We start from the raw sequence: 18330 nt of genomic DNA, 5'->3' as shown, positions 1-18330 counted from the left end.
TGATGTCGCAAATTGCGACTTCAAGTTACAGTTATTTCAAATATTTTCTTACAGAATTAGCCCAGACGCGCACTGAAAAGCCTGTTGGGTAGTGACGCTGAAGCCAGGAAACGTAGCGTACAGCAAAACGGTAAATTGAAAGAGGTTTTCCGCGGCGAGCATCGCGAATGGCTTTAGCGGCTACTTTATCTGCAGTTACAAGGAATGGAAACTTTACCATGTGGCCATTCAGAGTATCCGGTAAAAGTGCGGTTTTTATCCAGCCAGGACAAATTGTTGTTACGATAATGCCTGTATCACGAAGTTCTTCCCTGAGTGCGCGGCTATAACTGTAAACAAAGGCTTTGGTAGCCGCATAAAGATTAATATAAGGAAGCGGAGAGAAGGCAGACTGAGACGCCACATTTACAAGATGATCTCCTGCCTTCATATATGGAATACAAATGTTGCAGATTGCAGCCATTGCCGTACAATGAGTAGTAATGCTTGTAGCGAGCTCTGACGTAGAAAAATCTTTTGAAGGCCCAAAGCGACCAGCCCCTGCATTATTTATGAGCCAGCTGATTTCCACAGCGGAATCCCCACCCTCAGACACAAGTCGTCCAGAAAGAATATCAAAAGCCTTGGAATCAGACAAATCCATCTGAAGGGGAATGATTTTTGAACCGGCCGCACCGTTACCGTCAGCCTGGCCAAACTCAGTCTTCAAACCTTCCAGCTTTGCGACATTGCGACCAATTGCCCAGACCTCATCAACTTCATTAATAATCTGTCGAACAAACTCTTTTCCAAGCCCGCCCGACGCACCTGTAATTACTGCAATTCTCTTCATATTTTTATTGTTTCCTTATTTTATTGATTTGTAAAGTTTTTTCCTTTTTTGAATATCAATATCAGCAACAGTGAAATCACTATCATTACAGCTGTTGTGATTGAGCTTGCGAAGTAACTGCCAGAATTTTTTCATAAACTTCTCTCCTTTCAAGGTGTCAATATTTTAACACCTGAGCAGCTGATTTTTATTACAGTAGTTATTCTGACATTTTCCGCTTGAAATGTCATTTTCAATTAGTTATAGTGATACATAGGTGGTTGAGCTTGTCGAAACCACTATACTGCATTTTAGGAGACAAAAAAGTGATTATCGACTTTGAATATCAGCCTTTGCTGGAAGATTACAAAAAGAACGGCGACATGCTGCTCGGTTCTATTCTTAAGATTCTTGAAAACTCAGGAAACAAACATTCAGACGCAGCCGGAGATGCAATTCTCGAAGGCTCAAGCAACGGAAAGGCCTGGGTCCTTACAGACTGGCTGATTGATATAATCACCTATCCTAAATATGGCGACAAGATTGTTGCCCGTACCTGGTCTGAGCCTGTAAATCATCCTTTAATCTGTACACGTGACTTTGAAATGTACTGCAATGGGGAACTGGCAGTAAAAGGAACCACAAAATGGATTCTGCTCGACCTTACAACTAACCGCCCTGTAAAAATCACTCAGGAAATAATAGACAAATATCAGCCGGAAGATAAGCACACTTACGAGGACACAAAACTCCCTAAGCTTGTTGCGCTGGAGGCTTTCTCTCGCGAAACTCCGATTGCTATCCGCCGTCTGGACATTGACTTTAACGACCACGTTCATAATCTGACATATCTTGATTACGCTCTTGAAGCACTGCCGGAAGAAGTTTTTGCAAACCGCAATTTTAAGAAACTGCGTATCAGTTATAAGATGGCAGTAAAGGCGGGGGAAGAAATTGTCTGCAAGTATGCAGAAGTTGATTCACGCCATATCTGTTGTATTTACGGAAAGTCTGGGGATTTGCGTACACAGATTGAATTTGACTGATAGAACGCCGGGGGCGTTGCGGGGGTGTCCCCCGCAGAAGGGGTAGCGGACAAGACGGTGGTTGAGCCTGTCGAAACTACCGTCTTGGGAGCGAGGGGGAGACTTCCCCCTCTTTTTTTTACAAATTCTTAATTTCTTTATTATACGCGATTCTATAACCAATCACACTGGCAATGAGCGACGCACCTTCGGCGATGATGAACGACCACCAGATGTTGTTTACGTCGCCAGTAAGAGAAAGAAGGTATGCGGCTGGAAGAAGCACGATAATCTGACGAACAAACGAAACTATCATACTCATGAGACCTTTACCGAGGGCCTGGAACACCGAAATGAAGGTGATACAAAGTCCTGCTACCGGGAAGTGAATTGCGATGCGGCGGAGGGCTGGAATACCAATTGCGTACATCTCTTCTGAAGCGTTGAACATTGCGAGGAGCTGGCGTGGGAAGAACTCAAAAATCAGAAGGCCGACAATCATGATTGCTACTGCGGCGATGGCACATAGTCTGATTGCTTTTGTAATTCTGTCCTTATGTTTTGCGCCGTAGTTGTAGGCTACGATTGGAACGATACCGTTGTTGAGTCCGAATACCGGCATGAAGATAAAACTCTGAAGCTTAAAGTAAACTCCGTAAACGGCAACGGCTGTCATTGTGAAGGCACCGAGAATCAGGTTGATGAGGTATGTCAAAATTGAACCGATTGAGCCGAGGAGGATTGATGGAACGCCTACTTTGTAGATGTCGGCGATGATGCGGCCATCTGGACGGAAGCCCTTTGCCTTAAATGTAATTTCCTTATTTTTTGTAAGATTCAAAGTGAGGGAAATTCCAAAGCCTACAATCTGACCAAGTACTGTTGCCCAGGCTGCTCCGGCAATTCCGAGTTTTGGGAAACCGCAGAGTCCGAAAATCAAAAGAGGGTCAAAAATGATGTTTGTGATTGCTCCGGAAAGCTGTGAAATCATTGAAAGTACTGTGCGGCCTGTTGACTGAAGAAGGCGTTCAAAAAGGATTGCGCCATAAAGTCCAACTGAAACTATCATACAGATTGACAGATACTGTACGCCGTACTCAATTATTTCCGGGTCTGTTGTCTGGCTTTCGAAATAAAAGCGTGGAACAAAAACTCCGAGCACGATAAATACTACGCAGGTAATTGCATAAAGGAAGATTCCGTTGAGCGCTGTGTTGCTTACGGCTTTGGAATCCTGCTGGCCGAGACGCATTGAAAGAAGTGCATTTACACCAACGCCTGTACCAACTGCAGTTGAAATCATAAGGTTCTGGATAGGGAATGCAAGAGATACTGCTGTGAGAGCATTCTCCGAAATCTGCGCTACGAAAATACTGTCTACAATGTTGTAGAGCGCCTGAACCAGCATTGAAATCATCATCGGAAGCGAAATCTGAATCAAAAGCTTACCGAGGGGCATTGTGCCCATTTTGTTTTCTGTATTATTCTCAATCATAGTGTGACTATTTAACAGAATATGTCAAAAAATATCAAGATATGGTATAATATAGATAAAAGGATTAAAAAAATGAAAATTGTACTTGTACGTCACGGGGACCCGGATTACGAAAAAGACTGCCTTACCGAGCTTGGCCACAAACAGGCCGCTGTTGCTGCTCAACGTTTATTAAAAGAAGATATTGATGAGATTTACACTTCTCCGCACGGCCGTGCCCGCCAGACTGCCGCCTATTTTTCTGAGGCTTCCGGCATAAAGCAGGTTACTGTTCTGGATTTTATCCGTGAGATTCGTTTTGGTACTGAAGAAGCCTTGTACGATAACAGATGGAATCCCTGGCTTGGTGTTGATGCTCTTATAAAAGAAGGAAAAGATTTACAGTCTCCGGCTTGGCGCGAGTATCCTGTTTTTAAGGATAATCTTGCTACTGTTGATGCTGATGATATTGGTGAAAAAACTGATGAGTGGCTTAAAGGGCTGGGATATGTTCGTGAGGGGTTGTACTATAGAAACGTACGTGAAGCTGCTGGGAGTGCCACGGGGGCCGACGCCAAAGAAAAGACGATTGCAATTTTCTGTCACGGCGGTGCAAGTGCGGCTTTTATGGCCCGCGTTTTGAACCAGCAGTTCCCTTATCTGTGCGGCGCTCTTATGCAATTTCCTCACACTACAATTACAGTTTTGAAGTTTAATGATAAGCCGGGCTCTCTTTCCCTGCCAATTATCGAACTTTTGAATGACAGCCGCCATTTGAAGGATGTGAAGTAATTACCCTTTCCTAACTTTTCCAAAAGAATTATAATTCGCCACATGAGTGAAACAAAAATACCTAGATGGAATCTGGATAGCATTTTCCCTTCCATCAAAACAGATGAATACAAAAAGGCGCTTGCTGATTATTCTGCAAGCATGGATGATTTTGAAAAGTTACTGACCGAAGCTGCCGCATGCAAAGACGGCAGCGCTCCGGCAAATTTTGATTTCGGCAAGTGGCTCGCAGCCTGCCTCGAACAGCGCAATAAAATCGCAGCTTCTTCACAGACTCTCGGTGCTTATGCCTACATCATTTATTCTGTTGATACAACCAATACCGAATATCTGAATAATCTTTCTAAAATAGAAGAAATGGGCCTTCGCGTAGATCAGCTTGAACTTAAGTTTAAGGCCGCCCTCGTTTCTCACAAAGAAGAACTCCCGGACTTTTACAAAGCTCATCCTGAGTACGAAGAATACAAATTCCTGATTCAGGAAGCAATTGATGAAACTTCGCACCAGATGTCTGCCGAAGAAGAAAACCTGGCCGGTGAACTTCAGAGAACTGGTGGCGATGCATGGGCACGTCTTCAGGAACAGATTATCAGTACTGCAAAAGATGCAGAAACCGGCAAAACCTTTAATGAACTTCGTAATGCTGCCTGGTGCGATGACCCTCAGCTTCGTAAAGAATCTCATCTTAAGGAAGTTGCACTTCTTAAACAGAATGAAGTTGCAATTGCCGCAGCCCTTAATAATCTCAAGGGTGAAACTGTTGCCCTCAACAAACGCCGCAACTGGAACGAAGGAATTGACCGCGCTCTTGCTTCAAGCCGCATGAGCCGCGCAACTCTGGATGCCCTTATCGGCGCAATTGAGGAAAGCCTTCCTATGTGGCGTCGCTATTTTATCGCAAAGGCAAAATATCTTCGCGCACACAATCTCACTGCAAGCGAAACAGCCGGAACCAGCGGTAAAGATGAAGGTCTTGCATTTTATGATTTGTTTGCACCAATGGCGGCGAAGGGACAGGAAGCTCCGAATTCTTCGGCATCCTCGGCCCCAGCCGCTTCAGATTCCCTCTTGAGCAAAAAGTGGTCTTTCGATGAAGCCCGCGATTATATAGTAGAGCGTTACAATTCTTTCAGTCCTGATATGGGAGCTTTTGCTAAACAGGCTTTTGATTCAGGCTGGATTGATGCAGAAGTTCGCGAAGGAAAAGTTGGTGGTGCTTATGATGAAGACTTCCCTAAGGGACATCAGAGCCGTATTCTCTCAAACTTTTCTGGTGAATTTGGCGACCTCATAACTCTCGCACACGAGCTTGGTCACGCTTATCACTTCTCATGCCTCAAAGGAAAGCCTGCAGTTTTCTTCCGCTATCCAATGACTCTGGCAGAAACCGCTTCTACTTTTGCAGAAACAATTGTAAAGAAGGATATCATTTCTAAATGCAGCGACGCAGATCTTCTTCAGATTCTGGATATTGATTTGCAGGATGCAAGTCAGGTTCTCGTTGATATTCTGAGCCGCTTCTATTTTGAACGCAGCGTATTCGAAAAGCGCAGCCAGGGCGAACTTTCCGCTTCTGATTTCTGCGACCTCATGCGCGACGCTCAGGAAAAATCATACGGCTGCGGACTTTCAAGCGAGCGCCACGAATACATGTGGGCTGTAAAATCCCACTACTATTCAACCGACCTCGACTTCTACAACTTCCCGTACGCTTTCGGCCAGTTGTTTGCCGCAGGCCTGTATTCGCGCTACAAAAAAGAAGGCCCGGCCTTCGTAAAAATCTACGCAGATTTACTGTCACACACCGGCAGCATGTCATGCGAAGACCTCTGCAAGCAGGCCGGTTTCGACATCACAACCCGCGACTTCTGGCGCGACGGCATTCATATGTACGCCGCCGAAGTTGAAAAGTTCGTGAAACTGGCGGAATAAACGGAGTTCCCAATGTCGGCCGGTCCGTCGCAAAACAACCGGCCGACATTCAATAAAAAAGCCTGTGCACGGCGGAATCCCGCCATACACAGGCCGATATATGTAATCACCCCGGAGCTTTGCTTACGACAGGTCAAGGCACGCTCACGCTCAAGGCCTTGACTCTGTCGTTTGTCGGGTTTCCCAAAATGGTAAACCCGACATCGACGGGATGTAAGTTCAAGCCGACTGGCAAAATACCAGACAGCATGAAATCTTAATAATTGTGGTTTCGACAAGCTCAACCACCGTTGGAGTTACACGTAAAGTGGTGCAACCTGATCCAAAACCTTGTTGTACTCAGCGTATGCCTTATCATAAGCTGCAACATTTTCTGGAATAGGATCTGCACTCTTTGAAGTATCAAGAGTGATGTGCTCAGCACAAAGCTCAGCGATATCACACTTACCATTCTGATTCTTAAGACACCACAAAGCCTGAACAGCACCACCAAGAGCAGCTGCTTCGTCCAAAGCTGGAACGCGGATTGGAAGATTCATAATATCAGCAGCAATCTGGCGCCAGAGTGGAGATTTAGAACCACCACCAATCAGGCGGATTTCCTTAGGCTGGAAACCAAGCTTGCGGAATGCATCCAAACCACCACGCATAGCAAATACAGCAGATTCAAGCGAAGCACGGGCAATATTTGCGCGGTTAGTATTAGCCGAAGTGAGGCCTGTAATACTTGCACGTCCATTTGGCAAGTTAGGTGTACGCTCACCATTGAAGAATGGCATTACAAGAACACCCTCAGATCCGCAAGGAGCCTTAGCAGCTTCAGCATCAAGATCCTTAACATCAAGCTGGAAAAGACCGCGAACAAACTCAGTTGCAACAGTACAGTTCATTGTACAAAGAAGTGGGAGCCATCCGCCTGTGCTTGAACAGAATCCCGAAAGACCATTTGCAGGGTCGTTAATTGGCTTATCAGAATATCCGTAAAGAGTACCAGAAGTACCCATAGACATTGTAAGGAATCCGTCAGCAACAGTACCAGTTCCAACAGCACCCATCATGTTGTCTCCACCACCAGCAGAAACAGGAATACCAGCAGGAATACCATAAGCGGCAGCTGCTTCAGCGCTAACCTTTCCGGCAGGAGCACTTGGCTCAATCAGCTTAGGAAGAAGACCAAGAAGTTTTGGATCGATAATATCACAAATCTTCTTAGACCAGCAGCGGTTTGCAGAATCAAACAAAGCAGTACCAGAAGCATCACCGTACTCCATAACGTACTCGCCTGTGAGCTTCCAGTTCAAATAGTCGTGTGGAAGCATAATATATTTGAGAGCGGCAAAAGCCTCAGGCTTGTTGTCTTTGAGCCAGAGAATCTTTGGAGCAGTAAAACCTGGCAACATCAGGTTACCAAGAAGCTTTACAACCTTTTTGTCGCCGCCTGCTTTCTTAGTGATGTAAGCACACTGTTCAGTAGTTGCAGTATCGCACCAGAGCTTAATGTTATACAAAGCCTTTCCGTCCTTGTCGAGCGGAACAAAACCATGCTGCTGACCAGAAACACCAATAGCTTCGATAGTCTTCTTGTTCTCAGCAGAAAGCTTTCCAAAACAAACCTCAAGTCCCTTGTCGAACCATTCAGCCTTCTGCTCACGAGTTCCGTCTGCCTCCGAAATCAACTCCATCGGACAGCTAGCCTTTTCGATAATCTCTTTCTTCTCGTAGTCGTAAATTACAACCTTCATACTCTGTGTACCAAGGTCAATTCCTGCAACAGTTTTCATTTATATACTCCTATTCTTTTGGTGGTTCCCCTCGCTTCGCTCGGGTCGGCTGTTCCACCCTTCGCTAGCGCTCACCGTCCTCGCTCTGGTGGTTTCGACAAGCTCAACCACCGCCGCTGCGGTCGGCTGCTTCGCAGGGGTTCCATAGCCTAACCTATTGTACATTATAACACGATAAATCCACTCTTTCTACGGCAACCGGTTGCTTTTTAAACATTTCAATATTATGCTAAATCTCGAGGTGAAAAATGATTATTCTGATTGGCGGCTCAAGCCACGTTGGTAAAACTTTAATTGCGCAGAAACTTTTGGAACGAATACACTTTCCGTACGTGAGTCTGGATCATCTGAAAATGGGATTTATTCGCAGTGGTCGCACAGAACTAACCGTGGAAGACGATTACAAGATGCGCTATTTCCTCTGGCCGTTCGTTGCAGAGATGATTAAGACTGCAATTGAAAATGATCAGAATATGATTTTGGAAGGCTGCTATATTCCTGGCGAATGGAAAGAGTCTTTTACACCGGAATATCTTTCAAAAATCTACTGTACCTTTATTACGATGGACGAGGCTTATCTTCGCGCTAATTTTGATAAAGTGGCAGGAAAAGCAAGCGTAATTGAAAAACGTCTCGACGACAATCCTGACCTCGAGCGCCTCATTATCTGCAGCCAGGAGTTTAAGAAAGACTGTGAAAAATTCGATATCCCTAATCTGGAAATAACTGCCGGCACCACTTACGATGCTGACGCATTTGCCGACAGAATTATGACTGAGGCTGGTCTTTCGCAAGACGATCAAGCTTGCGGAACATGTGAATCAGATATGGAATGGCTGTAACTGCACTAAAAATGTCTGCAACCAGCTGGGTTATTTCTACACCAAAAAGGCCGAGCACATTCGGTAAAATCAAAACGGCAGGAATAAAATAAATACCGTTACGGTTCATAGAAAGGAAGGTTGCAGCCTTAATGTGTCGTGTAGACTGCATCAGCATATTTGTTCCGACAATCACCGGCAGGAACGGAATGAACGCAATCTGCCAGCGCAAAGCCACAACACCAATCGCAACCGCAGCCTCATCCTTTATAAAGCTCTGCATAATCTGATTTGCAAAAATGAAAATCACAATACCAAAAGAAGTCATAATTGCAACACCGGCTTTCACCATAAAAAAGTACGCCGCCTTCACGCGGTCGTAACGCTTTGCACCATAGTTATAACCGCTAACCGGACTAAATCCCTGACCAATACCAATCATAAGAGAGCCGACAAACCAGACAATTTTTCCGCAAATTGCCATAGCCGCAACAGCAGCATCACCATATTTTATGGCTGCCGTATTCAAAAGAATTGTCGCAACACTCGAAAGTCCCTGACGTGCAAGTGAAGGCAAACCTGTAGTAATTGTCTTTCCAAGAATCTGACCAGTAGGCTTGTAGAATTTTATGTTCATGCGGCAAACTGCTTTACCACGCAAAAACCAGCTCAGCAAAATCAAAAAGGAAATAGACTGACTCACTAAAGTCGCAATTGCAGCTCCGCTGATTCCAAGACCAAGCCCGTAAATAAACAGAGGGTCCAGCGCAATATTTATAAGACCACCGCTGGTCAAAGCAATCATAGAAAAGAAGGCTTTACCCTCGGAACGCAGAACATTGTTCAAAACAAACGAAGCACACATGATTGGAGCGCCCCAGAAAATATAGCGGGCATAGGCATGTGCATAAGGCAGAATAGTTTCCGATGCACCAACAAGACTCAAAAACTGATTCGAAAAAATATTTCCAAAAATTGTAATCAGAGCACCAATTCCAAGCGCCGTGAAAAATGCTGTAGATGCAATATAGTTTGCCTCATCATTACGTTTCTGGCCGAGCCTTACCGAAACAAGACTTCCGCCGCCCATACCAAGCGTAAAACCGCACGCCTGAATAATCGACATAACAGGAAAAACAATTCCAACTGCCGCACTTGCCTGTGTATTTATATGCGAAACAAAGAAGGTATCTGCCATGTTATACACGGAAGTTACCAGCATAGAAATGACAGTCGGTATTGCAAGCCCGGTAATCAGCTTAGACACCGGTGTATTAACCATCTTGTTGTACTGCTCTTCTGCCGTTAAATTCTGGGGTCTCAAGAATATCTCCTTAAATCAATTTCTATATTCTACTATGATTTATTTGATTTGACGAATTCTTTTCGAACTGACAAAACGTTTCACCACCAACCGCAAACTTGACCAACACTGAATAAATCTTTAATATCTACAGTATGACTAAACAGGCCGACATACTTACAGAATTTTTAGACTCAAAGACTATTGATTCGCTTTCTAACTTCCTTAATAAAGAAAAAGGATACGAATCGTCTGCCGATACAATTGCCGCTGCGTTTGGTTCAGGAAAGGGTTTTTCAAAAATGAAAGAAGATGCTGCTGAAAAGTTAGTATCAAGCTTCAAAAATAATCTTACCCTTCTTGTACAGAAAACATGGGTGGAAAAATCGGACATTGCCTTAAAGGATCAGCTGCTTTATCAGCTTGATGTTTTTATGAGCAATAATTCCTGGAAAGACAATTACGTTCTCTTCTTACAGTTGATTAATCAGGCAGTATTCCTGATGTTCGGACAGAAACCGGACACTCCTGATTTTGCAGAATACACTCTCCGCATTGACCCAGAATTTGGTATTTTCTGGTGGTACATTTCAAACCTTCCTCCCAAAACTGAATGGTCAGAAGAAAAGTGCCGGTTAGCTATTCTGCTCGGAATGTATTTCCTTGCGAATTACTAATTTTTGAATTTAGCAGACCGGAGCTTAGGTAAGTTCCGGTCTTTTTTTTTACAAAACCGCGGTGATTGAGCCTGTCGAAATCACCAGAACAAGATCCCCGGATCAAGCCCGAGGATGACACAACGAGGAACCCTATGGACCTGAAAAAAACAACCAATTCCCTGCGTGCTGCCAGTCAGAAGCTTGCCCTTCAGAATGCCAGCGAAAAAAATGCCGCACTTGTTGCAGTAGCCGAAGCCCTGGACAAAAACCGTGCTTCGATTATTGCTGCTAACGACGCAGATGTAAAAGCTGCCCGTGCTGCCGGCATTTCCGAATCTATCATTGACCGTCTTATGCTCAACGATAAGAGAATTGACGGCATTATCGACAGTCTTCGCATTGTGATTAGTCAGACAGACCCCGTTGGCGAAGAGGTTGCAGGCTGGAAAACTCCCAATGGAATGACAATCCGTCAGGTTCGTGTACCGCTCGGGGTTGTGGCAATTATTTACGAAAGCCGTCCTAACGTTACTGTAGACGCCTTCAGTCTCGCTTATAAGAGCGGAAATGCTATTTTGCTTCGTGGTTCATCTTCTGCCTATAATTCAAATAAAGAGATTGTAAGAGTGATTAAGGCAGCGCTGGATGGAGTTGCCGGCGGTGTTTCTGATGCAATTGAACTGGTTGAAGTACGCGAACACGACCATAGTGATGTTGATGAGATTTTGAATGCCGTTGGTATGATTGATGTATGTCTTCCACGCGGCGGTAAAAAGCTGATAGAGAACGTTGTTCGTAATGCCAAGGTTCCGGTTATTGAAACTGGAAGTGGTGTTTGTCATCTTTATGTTGATGAATTTGGTGATTTGGATATGGCTTGTAAAATTGCTGAGAATGCAAAGATTCAGCGTCCAAGCGTTTGCAACGCTATTGAGTGCATTGTTGTACACAGTAAAGTTGCTGCCGAATTTCTTCCAAAACTGGAAGAAACTTTTGCCGGCCGCGTAAAACTTCACGCAGATGAACGTTCTTTTGAAATCTTAAAACCAGCGGTGGTTGAGTGCTCGCGAAGCGAGTGTATCGAAACCACCCTCGTTCCAGCTACCGATGCCGACTTTGGCAACGAATACCTGGACTACGAATGCTGTATCAAGGTTGTTGATTCAATTGAAGAAGCAATCAGCTACATCAATTCGCACAATACAAAGCACAGTGAAAGCATTATTTCTGAGAGCCGCGCAAACACAAGACTCTTCCAGTCTATGATTGACGCCAGCTGCGTTTACGTAAATGCCAGCACCCGCTTTACAGACGGCGGCGAGTTCGGCTTCGGCGCAGAACTCGGAATCAGCACCCAGAAGCTGCACGCCCGCGGACCTATGGGAATTAAAGTATTAACAACCACCAAGTATCTGATAGATGGTGAAGGACAAATAAGATAGACCGTCATTGCGAGCAAAGCGAAGCAATCCATTTATTAGATTGCCACGTCGCTAACGCTCCTCGCAATGACGACGGAAAGGAAAAACGAAAATGAGTAAAATAAACGAAAGCCTAAAAAAAGCTAGAAAAATAGTTATAAAAATCGGCTCGAACACTCTGGCAAAAGAAGACGGAACTCAGAACACTCTGTTCATGGAAGAATTTGCCGCTCAGTGTGCCGAGCTTATCAAACAGGGAAAACAGATTATCCTGGTTTCTTCGGGAGCTCAGGTTGCCGGTGTTTCTACAACAAAAGAATGGGCCCGCAAAAAGGACGTTCACTACCGCCAGGCCCTGTGCGCAATTGGTCAGGTAGAGCTTATGCATCAGTGGCGCAAGGCCTTCCAGAAGCAAGACCTTCATATCGGTCAGCTCTTACTCACAAAGGATGATTTTAAGAACGAACACCGCTCTTTGAATATCCGCAATACATTGTTTACTCTGGTTGACGAAGGCGTTGTACCCATCATCAACGAAAACGACAGTGTAAGCTTTGATGAAATTAAGATTGGTGATAACGATAACCTGAGTGCACTCACAGCAATTTTGTGGTCAGCAGACCTCTTGATTCTCTTCAGTGACATCGACGGCGTTTACTCAGATAATCCAAAGACAAATCCAGAGGCTAAGTTGATTGAGAGTGTTGAGTCGATTCCAGAACTCAGAAAATCAATTAAGATTGGAGATACAAACGCTTTTGGTACCGGCGGTATGGAAACAAAGATTCAGGCTGCAGAGAAGGTAACCGAGTATGGAATTGAGATGCTGCTTGCTAATGGCGGCAAAGAAAAGGCACTCACCGGACTTTTAGAAGAAAACGCAAAGGGAACTTTGTTCTCGGCTGAATAGGAGGATAGAAAAAATGAAAATCGGATGTATTGGAACTGGTGCTATGGGCGGTGCAATTATGCGCGCTGTTTGCAAAAAATATGATGTGAACCAGATTAAGGTTACTGATAAAAATGTTGAGATGGGCAAGGCTTTTGCAGCTGAGACTGGAGCTACCTTTGTTGAGAACAACACTGATGTGCTCGACTGCGACTATGTTTTCCTTGCTGTAAAGCCGCAGTTCCTTGGTGATGTTTTTGCTGAAATTGCCGGAAAGATTTCTAACAAGACTGTTGTGATTTCTATGGCTGCCGGTGTAAAAATTGAAAAACTCGAAAACTGGGCTCCTAAGGCTCGCTTTATCCGCATGATGCCAAACGTTTGTGCACAGATTGGCGAAGCTATGACAGCTGTTACTTACAAAGACAATATTACTGAAGCAGAAGCTAATACTGCAATTGAGATTTTGAGCAGTGCCGGTAAGGTTGAAGTTGTTCCTGAAAAACTGATGGACTGCGTAACTGCAGTTAGTGGTTCAGGTCCTGCTTTTGTATTTATGTTTATTGAAGCTTTGGCTGATGCGGCTGTTCGCTGTGGAATGCCACGTGCTCAGGCATATACTTATGCTGCACAGACTGTTTACGGTTCTGCCGGAATGGTTTTGGAAAGCGGAAAGCACCCTGCAATTCTTAAGGACATGGTTTGTTCACCAGCCGGAACTACAATCGAAGGCGTAGCAGCCCTCGAAAAAAATAACTTCCGCAACGCAGTAATCGAAGCAGTTACTGCGGCTTGCAACAGATCTATCGCACTTGGTAAATAGTTATAGACAACCGGTGGTTGAGCCTGTCGAAACTACCGGTTGTTAGTTATTAATCCTTCTCGGTTCCCCAGTCAATAAAATTCTAAGATTCAACTTTACGTATGCACAGATTTCGCGTACGTAACTGTGTGGAACGTAAATTGCCGGGCAGGCAGAGCCAATCCCTTTAATATTTTTAAAGCCCATGCGGCGGGCAAGACGTTCGCTGCGGCGCAGATGATAACGGCTAGTAACAACTGCCGTCGGCATATCTAAAACTTCCTGAATACTTACCCCTCTATATTCTGCAAGCATTTTACAACTAAACTGGAAATTCTGAATTGTATCTTTTGCCTGATCTTCAACTAAGATTCGTTCAGGCGCTACACCTTTGTTCACAAGCTGATTCTTAAGTTCAGGAGCTTCTGCAAACGGCAGCCATTTTAATGTTCCGCCAGTCACAACACAAATGGTTTCCGGATGCTGATTTAGATATTCGGCAGCCTTTTCAACACGATCCATAACAGGCTTAGGAAGATTTCCGTCCTTATCAATTCCGCCGCCAAGAAGAATCACATTCTCTGCAGTTTCTTTTACCGAAACCATCACAGGATTCAAAATAAAAATCAGATTGATAATAGCTATTGCAAATCCAACAGTAAACAAACTGACGAACGTTATTTTAATCCACTTCTTCCAGATGCTCCAGAAAGAATGTCCTGTTTTAATTCTATAGATTCCAAGGAAAATCAGATAAGCACCCAGAGCCGTCCAGATGTGAGTGAAAGAAACCACAATGTCCCAGAAGGTTCCGGGATTCATAAAGGTAATGATGAAATCATAAGATATGCTGATAAGCCCTAGAAAGATTAAAAAAATATTCATAAATAAAATCCTTTATCAGATCCCGAAACAAGTTCGGGATGACGTCATGCTGACCCTGAAACGAATTCAGGGTTCAGCATCTATTCCTTCTCCACTACGCGGAAATCCCAGTTGTGCTTCGGATATCTTCCCTTCATCTCCTTGCAGATTTCAACCCAGGCACCGGTCCAGAAATGCTCAAGATCTTCGGTAACCTGAAGCGGGCGGCTGGCCGGTGAAAGCAGACGCAGCAAAACTTTCTTTCCGCAGATTTGTGGAGTAGTAAAACAACCAAAAATACGCTGAATTATGATTTCTATAATCGGACGGATTTCTGCCTGTTTTTCGTATTTTACTTTAACGCGGCGGCCGTTTTCAAGCACAAGCTGTTCTGGCACCAGGCGGTCAATTTCTGAACCATTCAGATACCAGTAAAGGGCATCATAAACAATTTGAGAAGTTAATGATGCAGCTCCGCTCAAGAACGGAACAAGCCATTCACGGGCATTTTCTGCATTTAACTCAGGAACTTCTCCTGCATTCTGCTGTTTAATAAACTCAGCCCTGAGCAAAAGGCTTTCTATGCGGGCATCCTTTGGAAGACAATCCAGCCCTTTTTCTGAGATTTCTGTAACCCAGGCTTCTGCAAAATCCTCTGGTCTGGTTGGAACTTTTTTAGAAGAGAGCACAATTTCGCCATAACATTTCTGTTCAAACTTCTGCAAAGAGCCATGAGCAAATGAACAGATTTCACGAATTTCGCAATGTTTTTCCAGAAACTCACCGATTTCGGCCTCCGGCAATTCAGCAAATTCAAAAATCACTGCATCCGAGTTCTTTGCCAAAACTTCAGGCGCAACAATCCACAGCGGCGCATTAGAAGCATACAGTCGCGCCTGCCGTCCCCCGGCAAATTTATATTCCGCCGGCTCAATCCCCGGCGCACTAGTCCTCATCGCGAGCCGGTCCGGGTACCCGCACAATATTAAGAATTCCGCCCCACCCTCACTACAATATTTACACGCACCGAGGCGGCGTTCCAAATCCCCAATGAACCGGTTCTGCAAATCCCGCGACGAACCTGAATATGTACTGAACTTCAATAATAGTTCGCGCCCCTCATCACTCAGCCGACCCTTCCCATTATCAAAAACCTCGAGCGCAATACTGCCCAGTCGCGGATGCACACCCAGAGTCAGCGCAGCCTTTCCCTTAGCTGTAAGGTGTCCATCATCACGAATCAAACCCAACTGACGCAAAAGCGCACTGCTGGTCTTCCACGCCGCCTTAGAAGGACTGTCCAGCCAGTCAATTCCTTCCACGCTGTAAACGCCACGTTCACTGCACTCAAGCACAACCGGAACAAGGTCTGTTCTCAAAATTTCCGGAGCCAGTTCCTTTACACGAGGGTCATGTTCATCCCAAAGGCGGATACAGGTTCCTTCACAAATACGACCCGCACGTCCCTTTCGCTGCTCAGCAGAAAATTCACTTTCAACTTCTGTAGAAAGTTTTTCCATGCCGATATTCAAATCCATGCGGTTTATGCGGGCAAGCCCCGAATCAATAACAGTTGTAACACCGGGAACAGTAAGCGAAGTTTCCGCAATCGCAGAAGACAAAATTACACGACGCTTGGCACTCTCTCCTTCCCGCGGTGGTTTAATAACCCGCTTCTGCTCTTCAAGAGAAACGCTCGAATGAAGCACACAAAGCTCGGTGTCGCTGTCTGCATCAAAATCACCAGTCTCAAGCAGAGCTTCCTGCGCCTTACGAATATCAGCAATTCCCGGAAGAAAAACTAGGATATTTCCTTCACGTGATGCCCTCAGCGCCTCCCTAACAGCCACCACCACAGACTTTTCCGGCTCATACATCACCCTCACGGGAAACTGCCGCCCAGGCACAGAAAATACCGGAACCTCAGCCAGTGTCTTCACCTCGCCACCCTCGGCCGATCCGCCAAGATATCTCTGCAGCCTCCCCGTATCAATCGTAGCCGACATAATCACAACAAAAAGGTCATCGCGAAGCTGCATCGCCTCTTTCAAAAACGCCAGCGCTAAATCTGTATTTACCGACCTCTCATGAAACTCATCCAGCACAACAACATTGTAATCTTCCAGCGCCGGATCACTTTGAAGCTGACGAACCAGAATTGCTTCAGTCACAACCTCAAGTCTTGTATCACGAGTAATCTTACTTTCAAGATGGATTTTATAACCAACAGGATTTCCGCCTTCACCACAACTTGCCAGTTCGCCCAATCGGTTTGCAACACCAAGCACCGCAATTCGTCGAGGTTCAGTCATCAGAATTTTTCCAGAGAAATTCTGCAGCAATGCCAGCGGCAGCACCGTAGATTTTCCGGCAGCCGTCTCTGCAGTTAAAATCAAAAAGCGGGAAGAAGAATTTTTGAGTGCATCACAAATCTGTTCAAGATATGGTGTAATTGGAAATTGAGACAGTTCTTTAGAATTTAACATTTTTTACTTTTTCAAAACAATGATAGTAAGGTCATCATTCTGCTCACGATTACCACAGAAAGAATAAATACTGTTTGCAATAAAACTTACCTGTTCAGCCGCAGTTTTTTCAATATTTAATTTTGCAGCTTCCAGCAGACGTTCTTTACCAAAATATTCATCCTGTTCGTTTTTAATATCAATAACACCATCAGAAAAAAGAATCAGTTCATCACCATCTTCAAAATCATAAAACAGCGATTCATAATAAACAGGGAAATCTGCAATTCCAATAACACCCACAGAGCGCTCTGCAAGTTTTACATAACTACACTCACCGGTCTTTTTCTTGTAAAGAATCGGTGCCGGGTGACCTGCATCAACAAGTTCAATTTTATTTTCATAAAGACGAACAAGAATACCTGTCAGATAATTCTGAATATCTCCCTTCTCTTCAATTACGCGGTCATTAATTCTATTGAGGATTTCCCAAAGCTCTTCATCATTCTGTTTATAAAATTCCTGATGAATAATATTCTTAACGAGCATTGTAACAAGACCAGAAGAAATACCGTGGCCCGAAACATCAAATACTCCAAGACCATCCAGTTTTTCGCCAGACTTATAAAAGTCAAAGAGGTCACCAGAAACTCCAACCATTGCACGGCTGAAATATGCAACCTCATATTTTTTAATATCATCAATTTCCTGTCTGAAAAAATTCTGCTGAATGACTGCCGCCATCTTAATTTCATTTTCCAGAGAGTCACTATGATTTTTCAGATAGTATTCAATTCTGTAAACAACACGTGTATAAATCAAAACCACAAAAAGGATGATGAAAACTGTAATCGTAATATTCATACAGCGAATACCAAACAAAGTTCTGGCAGCTACCTGAGCATGTGCCTCAATAGTTCTGCAAGAAAAATAAATATAAAGCACAGAACTTACTACGGTAATCGGCAATGCATATCGCTTTTTGTTTTCAAAAATAAGGAAGGGCAAAAGTCCCATTAACAAAATAAACGAGTGGAAACTGCTGTAAGAGCCCAGAAAATAATCCGCCAAAATCTGATGAACTATAACTTCCAGCAATGCAATATTGTAAACAAAAACATAGGACTTAAGCTTTGGAACTCGAATTAAAATGATTGTAAAAACGGTAATACTGATGAAGTTGTAATAGAACATCGGCTTTATGTTTATTACATAGAAAAAAAGGCAAATGGAAATATGATACAAAAGCGAACAAAAAGCTACAAAAATAGAAACCAGTCGTGCCCGTTGA

General features: G+C 44.2%; 15 protein-coding genes. 8 read left to right on the top strand and 7 right to left on the bottom strand.

Annotated features, from left to right (window positions below; all coding sequences use genetic code 11):
* Nucleotides 1–31: 31 nt before the first annotated feature.
* Nucleotides 32–832 carry an SDR family NAD(P)-dependent oxidoreductase gene (locus BM161_RS01020; protein ID WP_074929821.1) on the bottom strand — a complete coding sequence of 267 codons (801 nt, stop codon included), beginning with the start codon at nt 830–832 and terminating at the stop codon, nt 32–34.
* 305 nt (nt 833–1137) lie between these two features.
* Here BM161_RS01020 and BM161_RS01015 point away from each other — a divergent pair, with 305 nt between their 5' ends.
* Nucleotides 1138–1857 carry an acyl-[acyl-carrier-protein] thioesterase gene (locus BM161_RS01015; RefSeq protein ID WP_074929819.1) on the top strand — a complete coding sequence of 240 codons (720 nt, stop codon included), beginning with the start codon at nt 1138–1140 and terminating at the stop codon, nt 1855–1857.
* Nucleotides 1858–1975: 118 nt separating this feature from the next.
* Here the strand turns inward: BM161_RS01015 and BM161_RS01010 are convergent, their stop codons facing one another.
* Nucleotides 1976–3331, bottom strand: coding sequence for an MATE family efflux transporter (locus BM161_RS01010; RefSeq protein WP_074929818.1), 1356 nt, complete (start codon nt 3329–3331; stop codon nt 1976–1978).
* A gap of 72 nt (nt 3332–3403) precedes the next feature.
* On the opposite strand from BM161_RS01010, the gene BM161_RS01005 reads away from it, so the two are divergent.
* Together BM161_RS01005 and BM161_RS01000 are read left to right on the top strand one after the other, a co-directional pair.
* Nucleotides 3404–4102: a histidine phosphatase family protein gene (locus tag BM161_RS01005; RefSeq protein WP_074929816.1), complete on the top strand. Its 699-nt coding sequence runs from the start codon at nt 3404–3406 to the stop codon at nt 4100–4102.
* A 42-nt stretch (nt 4103–4144) separates the two neighbouring features.
* Nucleotides 4145–6034, top strand: coding sequence for a M3 family oligoendopeptidase (locus tag BM161_RS01000; protein WP_074929814.1), 1890 nt, complete (start codon nt 4145–4147; stop codon nt 6032–6034).
* 296 nt (nt 6035–6330) lie between these two features.
* Here BM161_RS01000 and xylB read toward each other — a convergent pair whose 3' ends face one another.
* Nucleotides 6331–7815 carry a xylulokinase gene (xylB, locus tag BM161_RS00995; RefSeq protein ID WP_074929813.1) on the bottom strand — a complete coding sequence of 495 codons (1485 nt, stop codon included), beginning with the start codon at nt 7813–7815 and terminating at the stop codon, nt 6331–6333.
* Nucleotides 7816–8063: 248 nt separating this feature from the next.
* Here xylB and BM161_RS00990 point away from each other — a divergent pair, with 248 nt between their 5' ends.
* Nucleotides 8064–8657, top strand: coding sequence for a nucleoside/nucleotide kinase family protein (locus BM161_RS00990; RefSeq protein WP_074929811.1), 594 nt, complete (start codon nt 8064–8066; stop codon nt 8655–8657).
* Here the strand turns inward: BM161_RS00990 and BM161_RS00985 are convergent.
* Nucleotides 8584–9960, bottom strand: coding sequence for an MATE family efflux transporter (locus BM161_RS00985; RefSeq protein WP_218150233.1), 1377 nt, complete (start codon nt 9958–9960; stop codon nt 8584–8586). The two genes, BM161_RS00990 and BM161_RS00985, sit on opposite strands and share 74 nt — an antisense overlap.
* A gap of 134 nt (nt 9961–10094) precedes the next feature.
* On the opposite strand from BM161_RS00985, the gene BM161_RS00980 reads away from it, so the two are divergent.
* From BM161_RS00980 to proC, 4 genes are all read left to right on the top strand, one after another.
* On the top strand, nt 10095–10616 hold the full coding sequence (locus BM161_RS00980; protein ID WP_074929810.1) for a hypothetical protein: 522 nt from the start codon (nt 10095–10097) through the stop codon (nt 10614–10616).
* A gap of 134 nt (nt 10617–10750) precedes the next feature.
* Entirely contained in the window at nt 10751–12040 is a 1290-nt protein-coding gene (locus BM161_RS00975) for a glutamate-5-semialdehyde dehydrogenase (RefSeq protein WP_074929808.1), read from the top strand.
* A gap of 91 nt (nt 12041–12131) precedes the next feature.
* Nucleotides 12132–12929 carry a glutamate 5-kinase gene (gene proB / locus BM161_RS00970; protein WP_074929805.1) on the top strand — a complete coding sequence of 266 codons (798 nt, stop codon included), beginning with the start codon at nt 12132–12134 and terminating at the stop codon, nt 12927–12929.
* A gap of 13 nt (nt 12930–12942) precedes the next feature.
* Nucleotides 12943–13731: a pyrroline-5-carboxylate reductase gene (gene proC, locus BM161_RS00965; RefSeq protein WP_074929804.1), complete on the top strand. Its 789-nt coding sequence runs from the start codon at nt 12943–12945 to the stop codon at nt 13729–13731.
* Nucleotides 13732–13773: 42 nt separating this feature from the next.
* On the opposite strand, the gene BM161_RS00960 is transcribed toward proC, so the two are convergent.
* The 3 genes from BM161_RS00960 to BM161_RS00950 all read right to left on the bottom strand — a co-directional run bounded on the left by BM161_RS00960 (nt 13774) and on the right by BM161_RS00950 (nt 18233).
* Nucleotides 13774–14595: a YdcF family protein gene (locus BM161_RS00960; RefSeq protein ID WP_074929802.1), complete on the bottom strand. Its 822-nt coding sequence runs from the start codon at nt 14593–14595 to the stop codon at nt 13774–13776.
* A gap of 80 nt (nt 14596–14675) precedes the next feature.
* Nucleotides 14676–17060 carry an ATP-dependent RNA helicase gene (locus tag BM161_RS00955; RefSeq protein WP_074929801.1) on the bottom strand — a complete coding sequence of 795 codons (2385 nt, stop codon included), beginning with the start codon at nt 17058–17060 and terminating at the stop codon, nt 14676–14678.
* Between the two features lie 3 nt (nt 17061–17063).
* The gene (locus BM161_RS00950; RefSeq protein WP_074929799.1) at nt 17064–18233 is read right to left on the bottom strand and encodes a PP2C family protein-serine/threonine phosphatase; all 1170 of its coding nucleotides are present in this window, start codon (nt 18231–18233) and stop codon (nt 17064–17066) included.
* Nucleotides 18234–18330 lie beyond the last annotated feature (97 nt).

The organism is Treponema bryantii (genome assembly GCF_900113965.1).
GTDB classification, from domain to species: domain Bacteria; phylum Spirochaetota; class Spirochaetia; order Treponematales; family Treponemataceae; genus Treponema_D; species Treponema_D bryantii_A.
The sequence above is the reverse complement of the archived record's forward strand: the minus strand, read 5'-3'. Positions and strand labels throughout refer to the sequence as shown.

Excerpts from the sequence above, each read along its gene's own strand:
- BM161_RS01020 (WP_074929821.1), bottom strand. The coding sequence starts at position 832 with ATGAAGAGAATTGCAGTAATTACAGGTGCGTCGGGCGGGCTTGGAAAA.
- BM161_RS01010 (WP_074929818.1), bottom strand. The coding sequence starts at position 3,331 with ATGATTGAGAATAATACAGAAAACAAAATGGGCACAATGCCCCTCGGT.
- BM161_RS01005 (WP_074929816.1), top strand. The coding sequence starts at position 3,404 with ATGAAAATTGTACTTGTACGTCACGGGGACCCGGATTACGAAAAAGAC.
- BM161_RS01000 (WP_074929814.1), top strand. The coding sequence starts at position 4,145 with ATGAGTGAAACAAAAATACCTAGATGGAATCTGGATAGCATTTTCCCT.
- xylB (WP_074929813.1), bottom strand. The coding sequence starts at position 7,815 with ATGAAAACTGTTGCAGGAATTGACCTTGGTACACAGAGTATGAAGGTT.
- BM161_RS00990 (WP_074929811.1), top strand. The coding sequence starts at position 8,064 with ATGATTATTCTGATTGGCGGCTCAAGCCACGTTGGTAAAACTTTAATT.
- BM161_RS00980 (WP_074929810.1), top strand. The coding sequence starts at position 10,095 with ATGACTAAACAGGCCGACATACTTACAGAATTTTTAGACTCAAAGACT.
- BM161_RS00975 (WP_074929808.1), top strand. The coding sequence starts at position 10,751 with ATGGACCTGAAAAAAACAACCAATTCCCTGCGTGCTGCCAGTCAGAAG.
- proB (WP_074929805.1), top strand. The coding sequence starts at position 12,132 with ATGAGTAAAATAAACGAAAGCCTAAAAAAAGCTAGAAAAATAGTTATA.
- proC (WP_074929804.1), top strand. The coding sequence starts at position 12,943 with ATGAAAATCGGATGTATTGGAACTGGTGCTATGGGCGGTGCAATTATG.
- BM161_RS00960 (WP_074929802.1), bottom strand. The coding sequence starts at position 14,595 with ATGAATATTTTTTTAATCTTTCTAGGGCTTATCAGCATATCTTATGAT.
- BM161_RS00955 (WP_074929801.1), bottom strand. The coding sequence starts at position 17,060 with ATGTTAAATTCTAAAGAACTGTCTCAATTTCCAATTACACCATATCTT.
- BM161_RS00950 (WP_074929799.1), bottom strand. The coding sequence starts at position 18,233 with ATGTTCTATTACAACTTCATCAGTATTACCGTTTTTACAATCATTTTA.